The sequence below is a fragment of the Stutzerimonas azotifigens genome, assembly GCF_013522725.1.
In the GTDB taxonomy this organism is placed as follows: Bacteria; Pseudomonadota; Gammaproteobacteria; order Pseudomonadales; family Pseudomonadaceae; genus Stutzerimonas; species Stutzerimonas azotifigens_A.
This window is the reverse complement of the sequence record NZ_JAAMRF010000005.1, coordinates 334,724-360,252: the sequence shown is the minus strand read 5'-3', so window position 1 is coordinate 360,252 and position 25,529 is coordinate 334,724. Positions and strand designations below refer to the sequence as shown.

The window sequence follows — 25,529 nt, the reverse complement described above, 5'->3', positions numbered from 1 at the left end:
AGGCGCCTTCGTCGCGTACTGTGCATGCCATCCGATGATCAGCACCCAGGAAGCCATGAATCCGAGCGCAGATTCTCGAGGGCAGAGCCCGCTGATTCTCGTTATCGACGACACGCCCGAAGCCATTCAGCCGTTTCTGGTACAGGTCCGTGCGCAGGGTTGGCGCCTGTCGATCGCGAGCGAGCCACGCCAGGGTCTGCAACGGGCTTTGGCATTGCGCCCGGACTTGATCGTATTGGATGTGCGCATGCCGCAGATGGATGGGTTCACGCTGTGCCGTCTGCTGCGTGAGGCTCCGGTGACCCAGTCCACTCCCATCATATTCCTTACCTCGGCAGGTTCTCTCGAAGAGCGCCTGGAGGGGCTTGGCTTGGGCGGCGTCGACTACGTGCTCAAACCATTCGAGCCGGCTGAGCTGATGGCACGGATCCGCATCCACCTGCAGTTGGCGCGCCGGTTGACGAAAGTGCCTGACGAGGCAGTTGGGAGGCCGGTCGACCCCGACCGGATGATCCTGCAGGCCGCCGTCCGTCTGATCGAGCGTCAGCTGGGCGAGTTGCCATCACTTGCCGGAATCGCTCGGCAGGTGGGTACCCACGACAAGCGACTCTCGGCCGTTTTCCGCGAACACCTCGGTACGACCGTCTTCGCCTATATCCGCGAGGCACGGCTGCGCAGGGCACAGGAGCTGTTGGCCAACAGCGCGATGAGCGTGCAGGACATCGCCGAGCAGGTTGGCTTTCGCAGTGCCTGCAACTTTACAACTGCCTTTCGCGAGCGGCAGGGCATGACGCCCAGCCAGTTCCGCCAGCAGATACAGGCCGCTGATTGATCCAGCTGCGACATCTGCGGTTGTGGCTGTTTCTTCTGCTGCTATCGCTCGTTCCGCCGCTGGCTGCGGCTGACAGAGTACCGAGTTGCGTGCTCGACACCGCCGTGCCGGTTCGGTTGTTCGAAGACCCGATCGGCACGTTCAGCGCCGAGCATGTGTTCGCGCTCCCAGAAGAACGATTCCAGAGACTCGAACCAGAACTCGTCGAGTTCAGTGATTCGGCTTTCTGGATTCGGTTCTCCCTGAGCGCTCCTCCGGATGCCGGCTGCCAGGGTTGGTTGAGCGCTGGCACGGCAGGGCTGGCCGATGTCCGTCTCTACCTGCTCCGAATGCCTGATGCCAGCTCGCCCGAACGGGCTCACCCATTGGAGGCTCCGGCTAGTCCGAGTCGCCGGGCGTTATTTTCGCCGATGCTCGAGCCGGGTGAGAAAGTCGAGGCGGCCTTGCGCATCGGCAGCCCGGGTGCGCTTCGGATCGAACCGAAGCTATTGGACGAACTCGATCTGGTGCAACGCGAAGAGCGTGCGGTAATGATCGAAGGTCTGCTGCTGGGCCTCGCCGCGCTGGTAGTGCCTTTCAGCCTGGTCGTGGGCATGCAGATCCGCTCGCCCTTGTTACTCGTCAGCGCAGCGGGCGTGTTGGCCGGTGTCCTGATGGCCTGTATCTACGATGGCTACCTGATTCACGGGCCTGTACTGCTCCGCTGGGGCCCTTCGCTGCTGAGCGGGGCGGGCGCAATGGTGCACCTCCTGTTCGTGTGGTACCTGGCTCTGTTGTTCAAGGCTGGGAAAATGCCCCCGTTGCAGCGGGTCGGGTTGTGTCTGGTGGCGTTGGTACCCGGGTCGTTGATGTTGGCAGGATTAGGATTTGGCTACTCGCCGACGCGCCAATGGATCGCTGAAGTGCCATGGATCTACGGGATGGTCGTGCCCGCGTTCGGGGTAGTCGCATGGCGGCTCGGATTGCGGCCCGATTGGCTGGGGTGGACGCTGGTCGGCCTGTATGGGTTGCAGGGGCTGAGCCACTTCACGCACGAGGTTCCGGTCCTCGCCTGGCCGCTCGGTGTCGATCGGTACGGGCTGATAGCCGCGCCACTGGGAATCCTTCTGCTGGCGGCCACGCTCGTCCGTGAGTTCTCGCTCAGCCGCCGGCGCGAGCGGTTCGCGATGGTCCGGCTGGAGAGCCAACAACAAGCTGAAGAAGAGCGCCTGGAGCACGCGGTGGCTCGACGCACCGCGCAGCTTCGTGAATCCCTGCGCGCCCGCAGCGAACTGCTGGCACGGATCAGCCATGACCTGCGTTCGCCGCTGGCCGGGATCGTCGATTACGCACGGCTGATCAAGCACGGCAGCCCAAGCGAGCACCCGGAAGCCATCGAGCGGAATGCAAGGCGGCAGCTGGACAGGATCGACGAGTTGCTGGAGTTCTCGAGGGGCGAACTGCAGCGGCAGGAACTGGTACTCGCACCGGGCTACCTGTTTGGCTTCCTGAACAGTGTCGAGCGACAGGCGCGTTTCCTGCTCCGGCGTGAGGGCTGCCAGCTCGAGTGCCGGTTCGCTGGCGATCTGCCCCCCGTCGTGCACACCGACTTCCGTCGGCTGGAGCGTACCCTGATCAATCTGCTGGAAATGGCTACCAAAGGCACTCCTTGCGGTGACGTGCTCTTTAGCGTGGACCAGGCGTCCGAACGGTCCGGCCTCGTAGAGCTGACCTTTGCCATCGAGCGGCGGGCCGACAGCCGCGCGCGACGGTCTTCGGAAGGCCTTCGCCCGAGCGTGGCGGAGGACAACCTGAGACTTGCGAGCGCTCGCCAATGGCTTCAGCAGATGGGCAGCGATCTGGAGCCGGAACAGGGCGCAACGTTACGCTTCTGCCTGCAACTGACCACGGCAGACGAGGAGGAGCTGGATCTACTGATGGATGACAGTGCCAGCGCGCCGGTACAGGGCGACGGCTTGCGCATTCTCGTCGTCGATGACGTATCCGGTAACCGGGAGGGCATGAGCGACCTGCTGGGTGGGTATGGCTTCGACGTGTCGGTGGCTGAGGAGGGGGCAGAGGCGTTGTGTTTGTTGCAGCGTGACGCCTTCGACCTGGTCATCACCGATCAGATGATGTCCGGGCTGGACGGCTGGGCTCTCCTAGCGGCCGTGCGCGCCCAGTTTCCCGGGCTGCCGGTGCTGTTGTACTCAGCGGTGCCTCCGGTGCGGCCGGCGCAGTGGCGGTCCGATCTGACGTTCGACGCCGTGTTGCTCAAACCGGCCGAAGGCGGGGCCTTGTTGGATCACGTGGCCCGTCTGCTCGGTTCGACCGCAACCGTGGAAACTTCCCCATGATGCGCCGGGCGGTCTGGCTGCTGCTTCTGTTGACCTGGCCGACGTGGGGGGGCGCCGACGAACGTGAACAGCAGCGCCCGACTGCGTTATCCGTTTTCGAGGATCGTAGCGGGGCGCTCGGGATCGACGAAGTGGCAGCTCTGCCTGAGCAGGCATTCCGGCGATTGCCGGAGCGACGATTCTTCAGGGAATACACACACTCCGCCTTCTGGTTTCGCGTCGAAACGGTGCCCGCTTCGGAGCGGGACTACCGACGCTGGCTATCGATAGGCGATCCACGCTTGACGGACGTCGCGGTCTACGTTCCTGCAGAGCGGGGTTGGCGGCGCATGCAGGCCGGTATCGTCTATCCGCCGGAACAGTGGACTGTGCTTGCTCGCCAACCCTTGTTTCCAGTGGAGCCAGAAACCAAAGGTCAGCTGTTTATCCGGGTCGCTGGCGATTCACTGCTCGTGGTCGAACCGTTGTTCTGGTCAGAGCATGAGTTGCTGACGCACCGCCAGCGCATAGCCTTTGCGGACGGGCTGACCCTCGGAATCGTGCTGCTGGTGGTGCCGTTGAGCCTGGTGATCGGCCTGATCATGCGATCGCCGCTGCTGGTGGTACATGCCGCGACGGTGCTGGGCTATATCGTGCTGACCTGCATCGTCAATGGCTACCTGATCAACTGGCCAGCGCTGTTGCCATGGACAGCGCATCTCAGGTTCCTCGCGAGCGTGACGAGCTTCGCCGCCGTTCTTACCTATCTCTGCGTGCTCCTTCAGGTTCGGCAGCTCCCTCGCGTCTGGGTATGGATCTATGGCGTGGCCTTCACGCTCTTCATGCTGAGCTCCATGTGGGGCCTGTTCGTCGACTATGCGGTGGGAAGGCAGGCAGCCGAATGGGTGATGCGCGTCGTTATCTACCTGTTGGTACCGGTAACCTTGCTGGCGAGTTGGCGCCGCGGATTGCCTCTGATGTGGATGGCCTGGGCGGTGCCGATGCTCTATATGCTCCAGTTCCTGGCCCGATATGTCTTCCATGCGGACCAGATTCCCTGGCAGTCCCGCCAGGATTTTCTCAGTCTTTCTTCGACGTTGCCGGGCGTCGCCGTGCTGACCTGCACACTGATCACCGAGCTCTACCGGAGTCGGGCACGGCAGCGATGGGCGCAGGCCGAGCGGGGACAGCGACGTCTGGCCGCACGGGCGCGCCTGGAAGCCACCGTCGCGCGCCGCACCGACCAGTTGGATGCATCCCTGCATGCACGTGCCACCTTGCTGTCGCGCCTGAGTCAGGAGCTCCGGGGGCCATTGCTCGACATAATCGACAGAGCCCGACGGTTGTACGCAGTGGCATCCGGAGACTATCCGCAGCGCATCGAGCGCAATGCCCAGCGCCAATTAGAACTGATCGATGAACTCGGTGCCTTGTCGGATCAGGACGCGCTACCCAGCCCTAGCTTGCGCGCCGGTTCGCTTCACGCTTTCCTTCGGGAGCTTGCAGAGGAGGCCGAACTTCTCGCCGCTCGCCAGCACAACCGCTTCGAATGCGGCCTCGGGGCCGCTGTTCCGGACGAGGTGTTAGCTGATTTCGGACGGCTGCGACGCGTTTTGATCAACCTGCTGGGTAATGCTGCCAAGTTCACCCATGACGGACGGATCGCCTTGAGCGTCGACTGCATCGAGCACGACGAGCGTAGGGTGCGGCTGCGATTTTGTGTGGCCGACACCGGCATCGGCGTTCACCTGGACGACCGCGCGAACATGCAGCAGCCGTTCATACGGGGTCGCAATGTCGGAGCTATCGATGGCTTTGGGCTGGGGTTGGATATCGTGCGGCAGCTGCTGAGCAGCCTGGGTAGCGCGCTGCATCTTGCTGAGGACCAGCTGCCCGGCAGCCGCTTCAGCTTCGAAGTGCGCCTTTTACTCGCCGAAAGGCAGGACGTTGCGTATGGAGAGGCAAAACCGTGATGCGCCAGCTGTCGTGGTGGCTTGTGGTACAGGGGCTGGCCGCCAACGTCGTGTTGGCCGCACCTGCGCAGGAAGAGGGGTGGGTGCTGGAGGACGCCACCGTCACGGCGCGCCAGCGGCCCGAGTTGTCCCGTGACGTGCCGGTTGCATTGACCGTGCTCGAAGGCGAGCAACTGGAGGAGCGAGGCCTCGTCAGTACGTCGCAGCTGGCGCAGCGCATACCCAGTCTGATGGTCTCGGTGCCCAATCCGCGTTACGCCAGCTACGGTATCCGCGGTCTCGGTTCGAGCTCATACAACGATGGCCTGGATGGCAGCGTCGGGGTGTTCATGGACGGTATCTATCTGGGCCGCCAGGGCATGTCTGTTTCCGATCAGTTCGATCTGGAGCGTATCGAAGTGCTGCGCGGCCCCCAGGGCACGCTATATGGCAAGAACACCACCGCCGGTACCCTTAACCTGTACAGCCGGGCACCCACCTTCGCGCCAGAGGCCACTGCCGAGGTGACCTTCGGGGAGCACGGACTGCAGCGAACGCGGGGCGCCTTATCCGGGCCGCTAGTCGAGGGGGAGCTGGCAGGGCGTCTTTCCTTGCAGACTTCTGGAAGGGATGCCTTCACCGACAACCAATACCCCAGCCTGTCGCCCCGGCAGCAGGATCAACATGGAGCGAGGGGGCAGCTTCTCTGGCAGCCGGCCGACGGCTTCACGGCGCGCTTGATCGTCGATCATGCTCGCCAGCGAGAAGATGTGGCGCTTGTGCCCAGCCATTACAGCCTTACCACCCGACGCCGTGCGGCGTATGTCGGTTATCCACTCCCTGAGCCTGACCCCAAGGCGCGTCGTTTCATGCATGACCGGCCGACGACCGCCGATGTGCAGCACGGCGGCACTTCGCTGGAACTGAACTGGACCCTGGCCAGCGGCGCGACGTTGACCAGCCTGACGGGTTACCGCGACTGGCGCTACGACACCGAGCTGGACGCCGACAACCTTGGTCTGGCAGTGGCCCAGAGCGATGCACAGCTCCAACATCGACAGTTCAGCCAGGAATGGCGGCTGGCCGGTTCGCATGACGATCGCTTCGAGTATGTAGTGGGTGCCTATTACCTGCGCCAGCACTTGCATAAAGCCCATGACGTGAACTTCGGCCCCGACGCCCCCGCGTATTTTCTCGGCGACCGACCTGAACTCCAGGCACCACCGCCATTCGGGCCGATCCCTCCTGGCGCGATCCCCTCGTCGCTGCTCGACGGCGCCCGACAGCGCTTCGACAGTACCCAGCGCAGCGACAGCCGCGCATTGTTCGGGCAGTTCACCTGGCACCTTACGCCCCGTCTGGCCGTCACCCCCGGTTTGCGTTACACCCGTGAGCGAAAAAGGGCGCGCATTAGTCGTCGCGTCGAAGCGGCTCCATTGGTCTCCAACCCCCTCGATCCGCTGGATCCTCTCTGGCAACTCGGCGGCAATCTGCTGCGCCAGGTAGCGCTGGGAGGGGATTATGATCGACGCGACCAGGTTGCAGAAAACAACCTGTCCGGGCAGTTGACCGTCAGCTACGCGTTCAGCGAGACCGTGCTTGGCTACCTCAGCGGCTCCAGAGGCTACAAGGCTGGAGGGATCAACCTGGATGTGGTCAGCCGTTACGCCCAGCCCACCTTCGAGGCTGAACGTGCGACATCTGTGGAAATGGGTATCAAGCGTAGTTTTTGGCAAGGGCGTGGCTGGCTGGACCTGACCCTTTACCAGACGGATGTGGACGACTATCAGGCGCTCGCCAATAGCCCGCCGGCCGATGAATTCTCGCCGCCCTTGCGCGATAACCTGATCAATGTCGGCAAGGTCAGGCTGCGAGGCGTCGAGCTCGACGCGCGTGTTCGGGCCACCGAAAGCATCCAGCTGCGCGGGGGAATCGCCTGGAGCGATGCGCGTTATCGCGACTTTTCCGAAGCCCCCTGTGCGCCTGGATCGACATCTGTCAGCGCCTGCGACCTGAGTGGGCAGCGGCTGTTCAATGCGCCCGAATGGGGGGCGACGGTTGGCCTGGACTACAGCCTCCGCCTGGGCGACGGCATGGTGCTGTTCGGAGCTAGCGATTACAGCTTCCGCAGCGGGTTTCAGGGCACGCTCGAAGGGGGCCCAGGCAGCTACCAAGGGGCCTATGCGGTAACCGATCTCCGAATAGGGGTAGGGCGGGTCGACCGCGCTTGGGAGGCCGAGCTCTGGGTGCGCAACCTGTTCGACGAGCACTACATTACGGCGGTGCGGGGACAACTGGGTGCGGGCGACTATGGCGTCGCGCTTGGTGAGCCGAGGATGCTGGGTACGACGCTGCGGGTGGCCTACTGAGCTGACGCGGCACACGCCCCAGCAAAGCATCATTGAACGCATAACTCTAATAAGCTAATGATTAATAAGCTTTTTTATATCTGATTCATTCTGCCTGGCTTTGGCTGGGCGGACGAAGATTGCACAGAGCGCAATTCTCTTTCCCGTAATGACGTCTTGTTGACGCCGCACCGATGGCGAAACTTGCAGCCTTCATTTCTGAGGCAAATCGATTCGCTGCCTCCTCCGTGAACGCACCCCATAAAAACCCTTGCAACGGCTGTTCAGCGCCCGTTGTGCCTGTGCGTGCGGAGGAAGGTGATTCGGCGGCGGATCGCTTGATGGCGCGAGTTGCGTTAGGGGAGTTGTATGTTGTGGGAACCGAAACGCCATCGTTCATGGCTGCTGTGCTGTGCCTTGCTGGGCGCCGCGCTCACCCCGCTGGAGGCTCATGCCACCCTGGGGGTTAGCAAGACGCGCGCCCCTGGGTACGCCGATCCCGTCTACATAGGGGATACAGACGGCTTCCTCATCCAGCTGACCAACAACTTCACTGACGGCGACATCACCAACGTTGCGTTCATCGACAATATGCCGGCCGGCTTTCGAGTAGACGGATCTGGCGTTGTCTCGACGACCTGCGCCGATGGCAATGGTAACCCGGTCCCGTTTTCCGGCACCGTTACGGCAGCGCTGGGCAGCTCCAGCATCGCACTCAGCGGCGGGACGATCCCGTCCCGCGGCACCGGCACTCAGGCCGGGCGCTGCGAGATCGTGGTACAGGTCACCTCGACAGTCGCTGGCAGCGGAAACAACGTGCTGCCCGCCGGCAGTGTCACCGGTACGCATCAAGGTACGACCGTCAGTAACGCCGACCCGGCTCAGCAGTCGCTGAACTTCCTGGCCCTTCCCGCGCCGTCGATCAGCAAGAGCTTTGCGGCTGGCACCATCGTCAAGGCAGATCAGGCCACGCGCCTGACGATCACGATCCGTAACAATGCGGCGCAGCCATTGCCGCTCAATGATGTAGGCGACAACCCGCCGTTCGCGATCCGTGATCGACTCGGCGATTACGGGCTGAAGGTTGCACCGGCGCCCGCCATGCAGATCAGCTGCGGCGCCACGCCCCCGACATTCAATCCGACAGCAGGCGATACGCAGGTCACCGCCCTTGGCGGTGTGGTGCCGGCCAGTGGCACCTGTTCGCTGAGCGTCATGGTGGTGGCCGACGGATCGGACAGTGCCTATTCAGAAGGGCTAACGAACGTCATCGACCGCGTCAGCGATTTTGGCAACAAGCGTGGACTGGTGCCCGCTCAGAACGCCACCGCCAACCTCACCGTGACCGCGCCGCTCCGTGTCGCGAAAACGTTCGATCCGCAGACAGTGGCCAAGGGCCAGGAAGCGCTGTTGCGGATCACACTGTCCAACGCCAGCCCGTTGAGCACATTGACGCTATCAGGGCTAACCGACCCCATCGACGGTGGGGTAGGTGGCCTGACGATTACCAGCCCACCAACGGCCACTTGCTCGAGCGGCTCTAGCGCAACAGTGAGTGGGGCGGGCACCTCGACCCTGTCGTTGACGGCCGGCACGCTTGCCCCTAACGGCAACTGCGTCATCCACGTACCGTACACCGCTACCCTGACAACCGCTGGCCAGCCGCAGACCTATACCAACACCATCGAACAGGGCGCAGTCTCGGTCAGCAGCCCTGCCAACGTGGTCAGCCAGCGCGCGGTGGCTTCGGTCAACGTGGTCGACCAGTTTCTGATCGAAAAGACCAGCAGCCCATCGACCGTCGCGCCCGGCAACCCGGTGAGCTTCAGCGTCGCGGTGCGCAACTACTCGGCCACTGCCCAGAGCGGGGTAACGGTAACCGACCACCTTCCCGGTGGGATGGTGCTGTTGCGTTCGCCGGATCGTCCCGAGCCGTCTGTTAGCGGCGACGGCTGCGCCAGCGCAGTGGCGGTAGCCGGTAGCGCCACCAGCCCCACGTTCACGTTCGATATGGCCGGCGGCACCGCCGGTAACCCAGCCGAGTGCAACTTGTCGTTCTGGGGAATGGTGCCCGCCAATGCGGCGAGCGGCGCGGTCATCAACCAGATTCCGGCCGGCGGCGTCTGCGCCAACGGGATCTGCAACCACAGCTCCACGTCGGCGCAGTACAGCGTCAGCAGCGCGACGCTGACCCTTGAAAAAGGCTTCGATGCGAGCAGCAAGCCGGAAGGCTCTGCCGCGACCATGACCATCGACCTGGTCAACCTGTCGGCACAACCGCTGTCCGACGTCAGCCTGCTCGACAGCCTGCCGCTAGGCAGCAACGGCACGCCGATGCAGGTCGCCTCCCCAAGCAATGCCTCCAGCACCTGCGGGGGCGTGCTTGTAGCGGTGCCGGGCAGCAACGAGGTGCGCTTGAGCGGGGCTGGCGTACCGGCACGTGCCGGAAATGGGTTAGATGCGCAGGGCCGCTGCCGAGTGACGGTCAACGTCGTCGGCGCGGCCGGGCATTACGTCAACTCGCTGCCTGCCGGTGCCGCCAGTGCCGTCGAGCGTTATGCCGACGGTTCGCCCAACCCCAACCGCTTGCAGAGCCCTGGGCCGGTGAATGCAAGCGTGGATTTCCTGTCCGCCTTGAGCGGCACGAAGAGCTTCGTGCCCAACCGCATCCAGCCGGACGGTCGTTCGACCGTGACCATCAATCTTTCCAATTCACAGGCTGGCGTGCTGACCAATGTCAGCGTAACGGACAACCTGCCAGCGGGCATGACGGTGGCCAATCCGTCAAACGCCTACTCAACCTGCGACGGAGCACCAGTCGTTCAAGCTGCGCCGGGCAGCAGCCAGGTCACCCTGACGGGCGCACGAATCCCTACCGGCAGCTGCGACCTGCTGTTCGACGTGACGGCCACCGGCAGCGGCGACTGGGTCAATACCATCGGGGTCGGGCAGCTGAGCGCTGACGGTGGCGTGCAGAACGTCACGCCGTTCGGCGCGACCCTGCAGAACGCCAGCGGTGGTGGTGTCACGGTCAGCCTCAACCATGCCACCGCCAGCGTCGCGGCGCCCGGTGCGGTCACCCAGCTGACCTACACCTTGTTCAACAGTGGCAGCCTGGACCTTACCAGCCTGGCCCTGGCTAGCTATTTCACCGATACCGGCCTGGCCGGTGGCAGTCCCACCGGCGAGCGGACCGCCGCTGTACCCAATGCCCGAACCACATGCCCTGGCGGCGTGGTCAACGCACCGGCCAACGGTACCCGGGTCAGTCTCGACGGCGCGACATTGGCCGCGGGGCAGAGTTGCACCGTGACCGTTGACGTAACCATGGTCAATACCGGTACGGTAACGGCCACTGTGCCTGCGAGCGCCATCAGTACCGCCCAAGGCGTCAGCAACACCGATTCGGCCTCGAGCAGCCTGCAAACAAGTAGCGGTTTAGGGGTAACCAAGCAGTTCACGCCGAAGGTGGTTGCGGCAGGTGAGCGTTCGCGCCTGCGTATCACCTTTTATAACCCGACCACTCAGCCGATCACCGAGCTGACGGCGACCGACACCTACCCGGTGGGGTTGGTGACGGCGAGCCCGGCAAACGTGGTGAGCACCTGTCAGGGCAGCGTGACCAGTAGCAGCGCACAGGTAGCCCTCGGCGGTGGCCGGCTGGCTGCTGGCAGCGGGTCGGCACCGGCCAGTTGTTATGTGGAGATCGACGTGGTGGCCAGCAGCCAGGGCGATTACGTCAATACAATTCCCAGCGCTACCGTCACAGGCGATGCTGGAGGCAGCCCGGTCACTAACGACGAGCCGACCACCGATACGCTGCTGGTCAAATCCCCGCTGATCGTGCACAAGGCCATTGCTGCTCGCACCTTGGATGCAGGCAATCCAGCGGGTTTCACCACCGGAACGGCTGCGGGCTCCGCAGGTATCCCGCTGACTCTTGCCATCCGCCTGCAGAACCCCAACGCCGGGGCATTGAGCGGCCTGGGTTACACCGATAGCCTGCCCGATGGGATGGTACTGGCGCAGGTGCCAAATCCGCGTAACACCTGCGGTGGCACGCTGACGGCAGCACCTTCGGGTAAGACGGTACGACTCGCGGGCGGCGACTTGGCAGGCAATGCGACGTGCCTGGTCGAGGTCGAGGTGCTTAGCAACGTTGCCGGCACATACACCAACACCATCGCGGCAGGTGGCGTCACCAGCTTCGAGGGTGTGAGCAATGCCGAGCCGACCCGTGCGCGTCTGGTCATTTCCAGCCCACCGACGCTTGGCAAGCAATTCGCGCCGGCGGTGATCCCTGCCGGCGGCACGTCGCGCCTGACCATCTTCGTCAACAACCCCAATGCCGCGGCCATGTCGTTGACCGCTGCGTTGACCGATGACTTGCCGACCGCCCCTGGCCCGGTTCGGGTCGCCGCGACTCCGAACATCGGCGGTAGCTGTCCGGGTGGCGCGATTACCGCCACGCCCAACGCCAGCTTCGTTCGCCTGGCGAGCGGGACGCAAGTTGCGGCAGGTGGCTGCACCATCGAGGTGGACGTCACCGCGACCACTGCCGGCGAGCACACCAACATCATTCCTGCCCGTGCGCTGCAAACCGACATGGGTGAAAACCCTGAACCGGTCTACGCGTCGCTGTCGGTCAGCACGCTGGGTTTCATTTCCGGGCGCGTCTACCTCGACAACGACCTGAGCGGTAGCTATTCGGCCGGCATCGACAGACCTCTGGCGGGGATCGCCATCGAACTGCGTAGCGGTACCAGTTGCGCCAGCGGTGCGCTGGTTGGGGGCATCAATGGCTTGCTCAATCCGGCAACCACCGATGCGGCCGGAAACTACCTGTTTAGCGGCCTTCCTGCGGGCACCTATTCGGTGTGTCAGTCCAGCCAGCCGGCCGGCAGCCTCAATGGCCTGCCGGTCGCCGGGAGCATCGTTGCCGTCAACGGCAGCAGCGGCACCGCCGGAACACCATCCAACCCCAGCGAAACCAGCAGCCAGATCGCTGCCATCGTGCTCGATGGCAGCGGCGCAGCGGGGGAGGTGAGTGGCTCGGGCGGCAACGATTTCCCGGAAATGCGCCCCGCGACCCTCAGCGGATCGGTTTTCGTAGATCTGAACAATGATGGTACTCGCCAGAGCGGCGAGAGCGGCCTACCGGGGGTACTCATCGAGCTGGTCGGTACCGACGCGTCAGGCAGTCCCGTCAGCCGCAGCACGACCACCGACGGCAACGGCGACTACCGTTTCACGGACTTGCCGCCGGGTACTTACCGGATCACCGAGCCGAACCAGCCGGACGGTACTACCAATGGCATCAGCCGCGCCGGCAACAGCGATGGCGGTGCGCCCACGGCCACGCCTGTGAGCAGTACGCCAAGTGTCATCGACGGCGTGCGCCTGAGCCCCGGTTATGCCTCCGAAGGCAACAACTTCGCAGAGCTGCTCAACGGCCGCAGCATCTACGGCAAGGTCTTCCACGACCGTGATGTGAATGGCGCGCCGACCGCAGGAGACTCCGGTTTGGCAGGGCAGGCCATTACGCTAATCGGTTCCGATCTGAACGGCAACAACGTGAGCCGCAGCACCGTCACCGACGCCAATGGTGACTTCAACTTCATCGGGCTTCCTCCCGGCACCTACACGCTGGTGCAGCCGAATCAGCCGAACGGGCTGATGAACGGCTCCACCACGGCGGGGTCTGCAGGCGGCACGGTCAGTGAAGGGCCGAGCACCATTGCCACTATCGACCTAACCGGTACGGCCCTGTCGGTGGACAACTGGTTCGCAGAGATATCCATTCCTTCTTTGTCTGGCACGGTTTGGATCGACAGCAACCATGACCGCATTCGTGATCCCGGTGAAACGGTGCTGCCTGGGTGGACCGTCGAGCTGTTGCAGCAAGGCACGGTGATTGCCACCACCGTCTCCGACGCCAATGGTGGCTATGCCTTCAATGACCTGCAGCCTGGCGGTGGTTACGAGGTCCGCTTCCGGCATCCGGACTCCGGCACGCTGTTCGGCCGCCCCGTGCCGAACGAGCAGGGCCTGGCTTACACGCCAGGCAGTGCCGGACCCGGCAATCCAGCCGGTGCCGACAATGGCAGCGGTACCCTGACCAATATCGTCATCGGCCCCGGTCGTAACCTGGTCGAGCAGAGCCTGCCGCTGGACCCGGCCGGTGTGGTGTACGACGCCATCAGCCGTCAACCGGTACGTGGCGCTGTGGTAAGCATCAGCGGCCCCGCGGGATTCACAGAAGCTCATGTGCTTGGCGGTTCGCTGAGCCAGACCACCGGTGCCGACGGCTTGTATCAGTTCCTGCTCCTGACCGGGGCGCCGACCGGTACCTATAACCTGAGCATCACGTCGCCGGCCGGGTATCTGCCAGGACCGTCCTCGCTGATACCCGTGTGCAACACCGTGCTCTCGGTCAATGCAGTGCCTGATCCCGCGTTGGTACAGAGCAGCAACCAGGCACCTGCCGAAGCCGTCACGCCGCACGATGCCGCGGCCTGTCCCACGACGTCCGCTGGCCTTGTCGGCACCGCCAATACCACGCAGTACTTCCTGAGCTTCGTGCTGAACAGCTCCTCCGCGGACCTGGTGAACAACCACATCCCGCTCGACCCCGTCATGGGCGGCGCGATCGTGATGACCAAGGTCACGCCGAAAGTGAACGTCAGCCGCGGCGAACTGGTGCCTTATACCCTGACCGCGCGTAACGCTCTTGGCGTGTCGCTAGCCGACATCGCCATCGAGGACCAGATTCCCCCGGGCTTCAAGTACGTCAAGAATTCCGCCCAGCTGGACGGCGTGCCGATCGAGCCGGACGTGGAAGGGCGACGCCTGCGCTGGCCCGGGCGAACCCTGGGCGGAGGCCAGGTGATGACGGTCAAGCTGCTTTTGGTGGTGGGTTCGGGCGTCGGCTTCAACGAGTACGTCAATCAGACCTGGGCGCTTAACCTGGCGGCCGGTCTGCGGGTATCGAACGTTGCAACCGCCTCGGTCCGCGTAGTGGCCGACCCGACCTTTGATTGCTCCGACCTCATCGGCAAGGTGTTTGATGACAAGAACCGCAACGGCTACCAGGACGAAGGCGAGCCGGGCTTGCCGGGCGTTCGACTGGCCACGCCGAAAGGTTGGCTGATTACCACCGATGCGCACGGCCGCTATCACATCGCCTGCGCCGACGTACCCAGCGAAATGCGCGGCAGCAACTTCATCCTGAAAGTGGACGAGCGGACCCTGCCGAGCGGCTATCGCATCATCACCGAGAACCCGCGTGTGGTGCGCATGACCCAAGGCCGCCTGGTCAAGGCCAACTTTGGCGCCAGCATCCACCGTGTGGTGCGTCTGGACCTGACCGGTGAAGCCTTCGAAGGGCAGCGCCTGACCGCTGTCTTCCAAGCGCGGATGGATGAAGTACTGGCCGCGCTATATGCCGAACCCTCGATCCTGCGCATTGCTTACCACCTGCCGGTGGGCGGTGACATCGACACCGCACGCTCGCGTGTCGGCTACGTGAAGGATTGGATCCAAGCGCATTGGGAGCCCCACGAGTGCTGTTACGACCTGCAACTGGAGGAAGAAATCGTAGCAGCGACTGAAAGCGTGGAGGTGATCCGATGAGCATGCGTAAATTCCTGGCGTGCGGCATCGCCGCCATGGCACTCAACCCGCTGGCCGTTGCGATCGCGCAAGCCGGTGAGTACTGCGAAGTGGGCAAGGGTTGCGGCCTGCAGGGACCGCGTGGGGCGATGGAAGATGAATCGCTGGTGCAGCGCCGGCCTTTCACCCCAGGCGGCCTGCCTGTGCTACCGCACAATGCCGAGCGCGAATTGCCCCGCGAGAAACTGATCCTCTGGCAGCGCGAGGGTGCGCTGGGCGAACGCGACCAGTTGCTCGATCTCGGCGAGGAGACGATCGACACCGTCTTGCTGCGAGATGGTCTGCCTGTGGTGCGATTTGCTTCAGGCCGTTCTGCAGTGCCTGACGAAGACAGCGAAGCTCTCGACAAGCTGATGCGGCGCCTTGCTGGCAAGCGCAACCTGCGCTTGCGTCTGGTTGGCCACACCGATCCACAGCGGCTTTCACCGCGCACCCGTGCCATCTATGGGGACAACCATGGCTTGGGCATTCAGCGCGCCAAGGAAGTCGGCGCGCTGTTCGTGCAGAGGCTGAACTTGAACCCGGACCAGTTGAGGTTCGACAGCCGCGGCCCGAGCGAGCCGCTGGTGGAGGGTGACAGCCAGCAGGCGTGGGCGATCAATCGTCGGGTCGAGGTGGAGATCTGGTACGACGAATCCATCGTCAGCACGCCTTCCAAGCCGCTGGAGTGTGCGGCCGGCAGTATGTCAGAAGAGGGCATGGCGCCTTTCCGCCTGAGTATCGATGGCCAACCTCAAGGCGGCCAGGCACCCGGCAGCGCCAACACTCAGCGCTGCGTGGATGTGGCGCTTGCGCGCGACGTGCTTCAGGTGCGCTTTGACAATCTGTCGGCCAAGCCGCGCCTGAACCTGGTATCCGGTGCCCGTCTGGCGCGCATCGGCCAGCCATTGGCGTTTGCCGGCTATAGCAACTTCCTGCATTGGGTCGATCGAGCCGAGGTGCTGATCATCGGCAAGAAGCGCCTGTTCGGAGAGCCGGAAGTGCTCGAACGCGTGGCGCTCGATAAGCAGCTGCAAGGGCAGTGGACACCGTCGGAGGGCCTGCCCGAGCGCGTCTACTACCAATTGCGTGTCTATGACGCACAAGGTCGCTACGACGAAACCAGCACGCAGCTTATAAACGTCGCCCGCGGCGAGCGGGAGGCGGATGAAGAGGCCGAGAGTGAGGCTAATCAGCTCGCCGGCTATGACGGTAATCGCCTGGTTCGCCACACCATTCCCGTCTCTGGCGGAACGGTCACCGTCAATGGCAAGCAAGTGCGTGAAGGCCAGCAGGTCTTCGTCATGGGGCGACCCGTGCCGGTGGACCGCAACGGCAGCTTCGCCTCGGCGCAGATCATCCCGCGCGGCCTGCACACCGTGGAAGTCGCGGTGCTCGACGAGCAGGGCAAGGGGCGCCTGTACCGGCGCGACCTGCGTCTGCCTCAGCAGGACTGGTTCACCGTGGCCATCGCCGATCTCACCATCGGCCAGCAAGGCACCAGTGGCCCGGCTCGATTGGTGACCGGCGAAGATCGCTATTACGACGATAAGCTCTATGCCGATGGCCGCCTGGCTTTCTACAGCAAGGGCAACATAAACGATAAATACACCGTCACCGCGAGCGTGGACACCGAAGAGGAGCCGATAGGCAGCCTGTTCAGCAATTTCAACGACAAGGATCCGCGCGAGTTCCTGCGGCGCATGGACTCCGAATCCGACAAGGGCTGGACCACTTTTGGCGACGACTCCACGCTTGTTGAGGACGCACCGACCCGCGGCAAGTTCTACGTCAAGGTCGAAGACGAAAAATCCCACGCCATGTGGGGTAATTTCCGCCAGCAGATCCGCGATACCGAACTGGCTCAGGTTGACCGCAGCCTCTACGGCGCACAGGCACGTTATCGCAGCGACACATTCACAGGCTTCGGCGAACGCCGTCTGCAGGTGGAAGGCTTCGCAGCCGAGCCGGGCACCGCTTCGGCACGGGAGGATTTTCGCGGCACTGGCGGCTCGCTCTATTACCTGCGCCACCAGGATCTGACCGTGGGCAGCGAGCGGGTGCGTATCGAAGTGCGCGACCGTGATTCCGGGCTGGTGCTGCACAGCCAGGACCTGGTTGCCGGAATCGACTATGAGATCAATGCACTACAGGGCCGCGTCATCCTCAGCCAGCCGCTGTCGGCCAGTGCCGACGGCAGCGGATTGATCCGGTCGGGCGGTAGCCTGTCTGGGCATCCGGCGTTCCTGGTGGTCGGCTACGAGTACTCGCCAGGCCTGGATCGGCTGGACGACATGGCTTATGGCGGACGCGCAGCCTATTGGGTTAACGACAAGGTGCGCGTCGGATTCACCGGTAGCCAGCAGGAGCAGACCGGTCGCGAGGACCAGACGTTGGGTGGTGGCGACCTGCTGCTGCGTCACAGCGAAGGCACCTGGCTGAAGATGGAATCGGCACGGAGCCGTGGCGACAGCCTCGATCAGCGTTTCTCTTATGACGGCGGTTTTGGCTTCGGCGAGCAGATCGCCGGCACCGATTCGCGTGCGCGCGCCAACCGCATTGAGACGGCGTTCGACCTGCGTGATGTGATGGCCGATGCCGAAGGGCGCGGTACGTTCTACTACGAGAGCCGCGACGCCGGATTCTCCGCCCCGGGACGCCTCACCGATCTGGCGGCCAATCAGGTCGGAGGGAGTTACACGACGCCGCTTGGCGAGAAGACCGAGCTGACGGTCAAGGGCGACCAGACCGAGGAAAAGGGAGGGCGCTCGCGCCGCGCCGTCGAAGGCGCAATCGCGTACGACCTCAGCGAGGCCTGGCGCCTGTCGGCAGGGCTGCGCAACGACCGGCAGACCTATGGCGGCGCCTACCGCAACCTCTACACAGGCACCTACGCCGGCTACGACAGCGGCAGCTACGACGAGGGCGAGCGCAACGATGCCATCTTCCAGGCGCTTTATCACGGCGCCGAAGACTGGTCGCTGTATGGCTTCACTCAGGGCACGGTCAGCCGCGACGAAGGGCGCCAGGCAAACAACCGACTCGGTGTAGGGGGCGATTATCGCCTCAACGAACGCACCTCGCTCAACGGCGAGCTGTCGGGCGGCAACATGGGGCTGGGCGCCAAGGCAGGCGTCAACTACGACGCGTCCGAGCGCACCAACCTGTATCTGAACTACCAGCTCGACAGCGACCGCGGCGACGACGGTTTCGCCAGCCGCAGCGGGCTGGTCGGTACGGGGCGAACCGGGCAAGTGGTAACGGGCGCCCGCTCACGTTGGACCGACAGCACCAGCGTGTATGCCGAGCAGCGCATGCAGCACGGCGAACAGGCTGGTCTGATCCAGGGCTACGGTCTGGACTTCGCGCCGGACGAGCACTGGAGCTACGGGGTGACCACCGAGTTCGGCACCTTCAATACAGAAACCGAGTATGAGCTCAAGCGTCGCGCCTATGGTGCGAAGGTCGGCTACAGCAATGGTGACATACGCTACGCCAGCCGCCTGGAGTACCGCCAGGACAGCAGTCAGGTGCAGGACCTCTCGGTGTGGCTGATGCGCAACAATTTGAGTTACCAGGTGAACCCGGACTGGCGCTTCCTCGGTCGTCTGGATTTTTCAATCGGCGACTCGGACCGTGGCGACTATTTCGATGGTGACTTCGTTGAGGCCTCGGTCGGTTATGCCTACCGACCGGTGTTGAACGACCGTTTGAACCTTTTGACCAAGTACACCTATCTGGCTGATATGCCACCGCCGGACCAGGTGTCTACCGCCACCGGTTCGAATGTCGATTACGCGCAGCGCAGCCACGTATTCGCCATCGACGGCATCTATGACCTCACCGAACGCTGGAGCGTCGGCGGCAAGTACGCCTATCGCCTGAGCGAACTGCGCATGAGCCGCGACACTTCGGCGGACTGGTTCGACAGCCGCGGTCAGCTGTTTGCCGCGCGGGTCGACTGGCATGTGGTGAAGAAGTGGGACCTGATGCTGGAGCTGCGTCGTCGTGAGGAATCCGAGGCCAGGGACAGCAGAACGGGGGCTTTGGTGGGTGTGTATCGCCACTTTGGCAACCACTTCAAAGCCGGGGTCGGCTACAACTTCAGCGACTTCAGCGATGATCTGACTGACCTGTCCTACCGCAGCCAGGGCTGGTTCTTCAACGCCATAGGTAAATACTGAGGGGGTATGCGCTGGGCATGGAGCCGGCGGATCAACGGAACTGAGTGTCTTGGGACGTTCTAATCTCCGTGTCAATGCGCCGTGTCCGGGGTTTCAGGAGGGGAACACGAATCCCCCGACGTTGAAGGTCTGAGGGTCTTCAATCGAGTGTTCGAGTAGTTTGCTGGGTCACCTATAGCGCCTGGCTCCCATGGCGCCGGAGCAATTCCGGTACGCCATGGACTGCGAGACGGAGCCCTTTATCTTCATGGATAAGTGCTACGTAGATTTCATCTTTGACCTTGAGCATTGGAGCCGGAGCAACCTCTGAGGCCGTGTCGTTACATGCACGGCCGATAGTGGATGGCGGCTGGTTCATCCAAGTGACGATCAGAGGGCGGGGCAACGGTCCGTCGAGCGTTCAAGCCCCCTAGAGACTTTGCTGCACCAACAGCACCGAACGAACCAGTACCGCAGCGCGTGTTCTACGGAGGTATGCATTGGCTTTTGCCTGCCGTTAAGATGCGCGACCTCGCGCTGCGACCCGCTCCATGCCGTCGCGCTGCCGGTCGCCCTTTATTCCCCCTTAAGGACCCTCGCTCATGTCGTCACCCGCCTTGGCTGAACTCCTGAAGCAACACGAAACGGACATTCTCGACGCCTGGATTTCGGCTCAGCGTGCTGCGGGCATTCGCACTGATCTGATCGACGAAGCCTCGGTCGTAGCCAATTCCCGCGAACTGCTCAAAGCGCTGACGCTGGGCGCCGCCGAGGGTGTCGACGACTTCGGCGATGCTCACTGGAAGCCACTGAAGAACCTGCTCGATCGCCTTTCCCGCTCCCACAGCCGGCAGGGCTTCACGCCGACCGAGACCGCGACCTTCGTCATGTCGCTGAAGGAGCCGTTGTTTGCCCTGATCCAGCGCATCGGCGGTGACGATCAGTTGCAGCGCATCTGGTCGGCCAGCCAGTTGATCGACAAAGTCGGGCTGTACAGCATGGACAGCTTCGTCGCCGGCCGGGAGGCGGTGATTCGCGAGCAGCAGGAAAGCATGCTGGAGCTGTCGACCCCGGTGGTCGAACTCTGGAAAGGCGTGCTGGCCATTCCGCTGATCGGTTCGCTGGACAGCAACCGCACCCAGATCGTGATGGAAGCGCTGCTACAGAAAATCGTCGAGACCGAGTCGGACATCGCCATCATCGACATCACCGGTGTGCCGACGGTCGACACCATGGTCGCTCAGCACCTGCTCAAGACTGTCACCGCGGCCAAGCTGATGGGCGCCAAGTGCATCATCAGCGGGATTCGCCCCCAGATTGCCGCGACCATCGTCCACCTGGGCGTGGAACTGGGCGACGTGGTGACCAAGTCGTCGCTGGCCGATGCGTTCCGTATGGCTCTGAAAGAGCTGGACGTTCGTCTCGTCTCCACTTCGCCGCGCTGAGGGATCCGAGATGGCTGATCGGATTCCGATACTCAAAATGGGTCAGTACTTGATGCTGACCATCCAGGTGGACATGCATGATCAGCTCGCGTTGGATCTGCAGGAAGACCTGACCAACCAGATCGTCAAGCACAAGGCCAAGGGCGTGCTTATCGACATCTCCTCGCTGGAGATCGTCGATTCGTTCATCGGCCGAATGCTTTCCCATATCGCCAACGTGTCGCGCATCCTTGACGCCAAGGTCATCGTGGTCGGCATGCAGCCGGCCGTCGCCATCACGCTGGTCGAATTGGGCCTTTCGCTAGAAGGCATTGCCACGGCGTTGAATGTCGAAAAGGGCATGCGCTGGCTGGAAAGGACCGTCGACCAAGACCTGAGCCTGGAGCACGAGCGTGGGGAAGACACAGACCTTTCCGCTGAAGCAGGAGACTGACATCGTCGTCATCCGCCAGCAGGTTCGCAAAGCGGCAGAAGAGGCGCGTTTGGGGCTGGTGTCGCAGACCAAGATCGTCACCGCGGCGAGCGAGATCGCTCGTAACGCGCTGATTTACGGCGGCGGCGGTGAATGCCAGCTCGAACAGCTCTTGCGTGACGGCCGCGCGGCGGTGCACCTGATCATTTCCGACAATGGGCCAGGTATCGACAACCTCGAAAAGGCGATGGTCGACGGCTACACCTCGGGCAACGGGCTTGGCCTGGGGCTCAGTGGCGCCAAACGGTTGGTCGACGACTTCGCTATTCATAGCCGCTCGGGCGAGGGCACTCGGGTGGAGTTGTGGAAGTGGAGATGAACGCGGTTTACCAGAGTTTGCAACTGACGGTATCGGACCCTGCGCATGTCGACGCGGCGCGGCGCGCCGCTGTGCGCGAGGCCGAGGCGGTCACGGCCAACGAAACGCTGCTGGGCCGCCTAACCGTGGTGGTTCAGGAGATGGCACGCAACCTGGTCAACCATGCCGACGGTGGAGAGCTGCTGGTCAATGCGACCCCGGCCGGTATCGCGCTGCTCGCGGTCGACAGCGGCCCGGGCATGACCAGCGTGGCGCAGTGCCTGGCCGACAGCTACTCGACGACCGGCACCATGGGCGCAGGCCTCGGTGCGATCAGGCGCATGTCCGACACCTTCGACCTGTTTTCACAGCCCGGCATGGGGACTGTGGTCTACGCATTCATTGCGCTGGACGGCATCGCGCCCAGCGGTTTCATGAGTGGCGCGGTGTGTACGCCACATCCTTCCGAAACGGTCTGTGGCGATGCCTGGGCGGTCAAGGGCAACCGCGTGATGATCTGCGACGGCCTTGGCCATGGCCACAATGCGAATACGGCAAGCGCACTGGCGCGCAGCCTGTTCCTCGATCACGACCCACAACTGGAGCTGGAGCAATTGCTCGAGCGCACCCACCGTGCGCTGTCCTCGACGCGTGGCGGTGCGATCGCCTTTGCCGAAATCCTGCCGGACCTGGGGCAGGTGCGCTTCTGTGGCGCCGGCAACATCGCCGGAGTGCTGCTGGGAGACCGCTCGCGCAGCATGGTTTCGGCCAACGGAACCGTCGGATACCGCATAGGTCGGATCCAGAGTTTCAGCTATCCCTGGGATCGGGACACACTGCTGGTGATGAGCTCCGACGGCATCAGTGGCAAATGGGGCAGCGCCGCCTACCCGGGGCTGCATGGTCGCCATCCGGCGATCATCGCGGCGCTGATCCACCGTGATTACAAGCGGCTCAACGACGACGCGACGGTAGTGGTGGTGAGAAGTGAGTGAAGCACGCCTGTTGACCACGGTGAGCATCCGCAGCGAAATGGACGTGGTGTCCTGTCGGCAATGCGCCAAGCAAATCGCCGATTGGCTCGGGCTGAGCAAGCTGGAGCAGATACGCATCGCCACCTCGGTTTCCGAGCTTGCGCGCAACGTCTACCAATACGCCCGTCAGGGCGGCTTCGCCTTCTACCTGAAGCACAACGCCCGGGGGCAGCTCATCGCGATGGTGATCGAGTCCAGGGACAAGGGACCGGGCATTCCCCATCTGGACCGGATTCTGGACGGCAGCTACGAGTCATTGACCGGCATGGGCGTTGGCCTGGCCGGGGCGCGCCGGCTGATGGACGACTTCGACATCGAGACTTCGCCCCAGGGCACCCTGGTGCGCATCGTCAAGCGCGTGCATCCGCCCAGGCCTTACCCGAGCGACGAGCAGACCCAGGCGCTGCGCGACACGCTGACTCGCGAGGGCACCGTCGATCCGTATCAGGAAATCCAGGTCCAAGGCGAGGAGCTGTTACTGACCACGGCCGAGCTGATGACCAAGCAGCAGGAGCTCGAAGCCACCAACCTCGAGCTGGAGACCACAAACAAGGGCGTCGTGGCGCTCTATTCGGAACTGGAAAAGACTGCTCAGGAGTTGCAGCAGGCGGGCGAGTCCAAGAGCCGCTTCTTTTCCAACATGACCCACGAGTTCCGTACGCCGATCAACATCATCGAGAACATCTCCAAGCTGCTGCTCGATGGCGTCGATGGCCAGCTCAATCAGGAACAGCTCAAGCAGGTGCGCTTCATCAGCGACGCGGCCGCCGAGCTTTCGGAGCTGGTCAACGAACTGCTGGATTTGGCCGAAGCCCAGTCCGGACGCATGGACATCCACCCGCAACGTTTCAGCCTGGTGGAATTCATGCAGCAGCTGCGCCAGTTCAGCGGCGCGCTGTCCATGCGCTATCCGCGCATCGCCTGGGTGGTGCAGGTGCCCGAGCAGGATGTCTGGCTCAACACCGACCGCAATCGCCTGTTCCAGATCATGCGCAATCTGATCGGCAATGCATTCAAGTACACCCCCCAGGGCAGCGTCACCGTACGCGTGTACCAGCCCGATGCGGATAACCTCGAGTTTCTCGTCGAGGACACCGGCGTGGGTATCGCCGAGGACGACCAGCAGCGGGTTTTCGAGGAGTTCTGCCGGATTCGCTCCCAGGGGCTGACCCATATCGAAGGCACCGGCCTGGGACTCTCGTTGGCGCAGAAGATCGCCACGCTGCTCAAGGGGCAGATCAGTCTGACCAGCAAGTTGGGGGAGGGCAGCCGCTTCTACGTGCAACTGCCCTGCGAATACGACAAGCGCGAAACCGGCACCGGCCAGCTCAGCCTCGCCGATACCACGATTCTGCTGATCGACGACAACGAAGCCGACCGCTACCTGGTGATCAAGACCCTGTCACCACACGATCCGGTGATCATCGAGGCGGAGACCGCGCGTGCCAGCATCGACCGGTTGCACTCGGTGCGTCCGGACATCATTCTGCTCGATCTCGACCTGCCGGATATCAGCGGCGAGGATCTGCTGGAGAGCATGGACTGGAGCATGCATCAGCGGGTGATCATCAACACGGCCAAGCCGCTCGACGCTGCGGATCGGGAGCGCCTGCTCACCATGTGTCACGCCATTCTCGACAAGTCCCAGGTCGATTATCACGAGGCCCTGCTGCGCAGCGTTCAGCAGCTGTGCTGGAGCCAAGCCCATGAAGGCTAGCCGGCGGCGGATCCTGATCATCGACGATATGGACGCCAATCGCTACGTGTTGAAGAAGATCCTGACGGGCGAGCCCCTCTATGAAGTGGTCGAGGCGGGCAGCGGCGCCGAAGGGCTCGAACAGATCGACGACGCCACGGATCTTGTGATCATCGACATCAACCTGCCGGACATGAGTGGCTTCGAACTGATCCAGGCGATGAAGCGCAAGCTGGGGTCGGGCAAGATGCCGGCGGTGATCAACATCTCGGCGACCTTCATGACCGGCAAGGACAAGGCGATGGGCCTGAATCAGGGCGCCCAGGCCTACCTGACCCATCCGATCAATTCGGACGAGGTGCTGGCGACCATCGCGTCACTGCTCAAGTCCAGCAACCGCTTCGAGCGCATCGAGAAGCAGCGTAACGTTGCGGTCGCTCGCAGCGAGAACCTGCGCACCGAAAAGGTCATGCTCGAGCGTTTCATGCGCTCGCTCAGTCACGACCTGCGCTCGCCGTTGTCGGCGGCGGTGATGGTCGCCGGGCTGATGCGCAAGAACCCGGCGCGTCGGACCGACGACATGATCAAGGTGCTCGAAGAGAACCTGCAGCGTATCGACCAAATGATCAGCAACGTCCTGGACATCTCCCACATGAGCCTCGGTGGAGGCTTGAGGCTCCACGGCGAGGCGATGCCCCTTGGGCGATTGCTCGGCGATGCGGTGGAAAACCTGCGCTTTCAGGTGAGCAACCCGGTGCATCTGGATGCCGACGCGGACGATCTTATGGTGTTCTGGGACAAGCAGGGTTTCCTGCGGATCCTCGACAACCTGGTGATCAATGCCGCCAAGCACGGCCAGCCAGGTATGCCGATCGAGGTCACGCAACGGCAGCAGGACGGCGGTGTGCTGCTCAGCGTGAGCAACCACGGCAGCTTCCCCGAGGACGTTCTGTCCAACCTCGCCACACCCTATTTCATCTCTACCCGCAGCGAGACAAAGGGCTGGGGCCTGGGCCTGCCGATCGTCAAGGTGCTCAGCGAAAGCTTCGGCGGCCACACGCGGTTTCGCAACGAAGCCGGCCGGGTGATCGTGGACGTACAGCTGCCTTTGAGTCTGCGAATTTGATCCGTTAGGGCGCTGTACCCACACCTATTTGAAATCAACCGCAACGGCAAGCTCATGCGTGGGGCTAGGTCGTGCCCGGAGCCTGCCGAAAATACATCGGCAGGACTTCCCACTATCAGCTCCTCGCCGTTTGACGCGCCGGCTGGCTTGACAGCGCGGAGTGCTATCCGAAGAATGTTACGATATAACATCTTAAGA

The 25,529-nt window shown here is 63.2% G+C and carries 12 protein-coding genes; all 12 read left to right on the top strand.

All coding sequences use genetic code 11. The features are described 5' to 3' along the window. The first annotated feature begins 55 nt into the window (after positions 1 to 55). The 12 genes from G7026_RS12280 (at position 56) to G7026_RS12225 (ending at position 25,331) form a co-directional block, all read left to right on the top strand. Positions 56 to 832, top strand: coding sequence for a response regulator transcription factor (locus G7026_RS12280; RefSeq protein ID WP_181071158.1), 777 nt, complete (start codon positions 56 to 58; stop codon positions 830 to 832). Continuing rightward, entirely contained in the window at positions 829 to 3,168 is a 2,340-nt protein-coding gene (locus tag G7026_RS12275) for a response regulator (RefSeq protein ID WP_181071155.1), read from the top strand. The genes G7026_RS12280 and G7026_RS12275 overlap by 4 nt, the downstream gene beginning before the upstream one ends. Beyond that, positions 3,165 to 5,120, top strand: a complete 1,956-nt coding sequence (locus G7026_RS12270) for a sensor histidine kinase (protein WP_181071153.1) — start codon at positions 3,165 to 3,167, stop codon at positions 5,118 to 5,120. Before G7026_RS12275 ends, G7026_RS12270 begins: the two co-directional genes overlap by 4 nt. Further along, positions 5,120 to 7,468: a TonB-dependent receptor gene (locus tag G7026_RS12265; RefSeq protein WP_181071151.1), complete on the top strand. Its 2,349-nt coding sequence runs from the start codon at positions 5,120 to 5,122 to the stop codon at positions 7,466 to 7,468. Before G7026_RS12270 ends, G7026_RS12265 begins: the two co-directional genes overlap by 1 nt. Positions 7,469 to 7,816: 348 nt before the next feature. Continuing rightward, positions 7,817 to 15,079: a DUF7933 domain-containing protein gene (locus G7026_RS12260; RefSeq protein WP_181071149.1), complete on the top strand. Its 7,263-nt coding sequence runs from the start codon at positions 7,817 to 7,819 to the stop codon at positions 15,077 to 15,079. Further along, positions 15,076 to 19,281, top strand: coding sequence for an OmpA family protein (locus tag G7026_RS12255; protein WP_181071147.1), 4,206 nt, complete (start codon positions 15,076 to 15,078; stop codon positions 19,279 to 19,281). Before G7026_RS12260 ends, G7026_RS12255 begins: the two co-directional genes overlap by 4 nt. A 581-nt stretch (positions 19,282 to 19,862) precedes the next feature. Next, a complete protein-coding gene (locus G7026_RS12250; RefSeq protein ID WP_181071145.1) occupies positions 19,863 to 20,705 on the top strand; it encodes an STAS domain-containing protein in 843 nt (280 codons plus the stop codon). A 10-nt stretch (positions 20,706 to 20,715) separates the two neighbouring features. After that, the gene (locus tag G7026_RS12245; protein WP_138408994.1) at positions 20,716 to 21,138 is read left to right on the top strand and encodes an STAS domain-containing protein; all 423 of its coding nucleotides are present in this window, start codon (positions 20,716 to 20,718) and stop codon (positions 21,136 to 21,138) included. Next, entirely contained in the window at positions 21,098 to 21,496 is a 399-nt protein-coding gene (locus G7026_RS12240) for an ATP-binding protein (RefSeq protein ID WP_181071143.1), read from the top strand. Before G7026_RS12245 ends, G7026_RS12240 begins: the two co-directional genes overlap by 41 nt. Beyond that, the gene (locus G7026_RS12235; protein ID WP_181071141.1) at positions 21,493 to 22,470 is read left to right on the top strand and encodes an ATP-binding protein; all 978 of its coding nucleotides are present in this window, start codon (positions 21,493 to 21,495) and stop codon (positions 22,468 to 22,470) included. Before G7026_RS12240 ends, G7026_RS12235 begins: the two co-directional genes overlap by 4 nt. Further along, on the top strand, positions 22,463 to 24,226 hold the full coding sequence (locus G7026_RS12230; RefSeq protein WP_181071139.1) for an ATP-binding protein: 1,764 nt from the start codon (positions 22,463 to 22,465) through the stop codon (positions 24,224 to 24,226). The genes G7026_RS12235 and G7026_RS12230 overlap by 8 nt, the downstream gene beginning before the upstream one ends. Then, positions 24,216 to 25,331, top strand: a complete 1,116-nt coding sequence (locus G7026_RS12225) for an ATP-binding response regulator (RefSeq protein WP_181071137.1) — start codon at positions 24,216 to 24,218, stop codon at positions 25,329 to 25,331. Before G7026_RS12230 ends, G7026_RS12225 begins: the two co-directional genes overlap by 11 nt. The last annotated feature ends 198 nt before the right edge of the window (positions 25,332 to 25,529 follow it).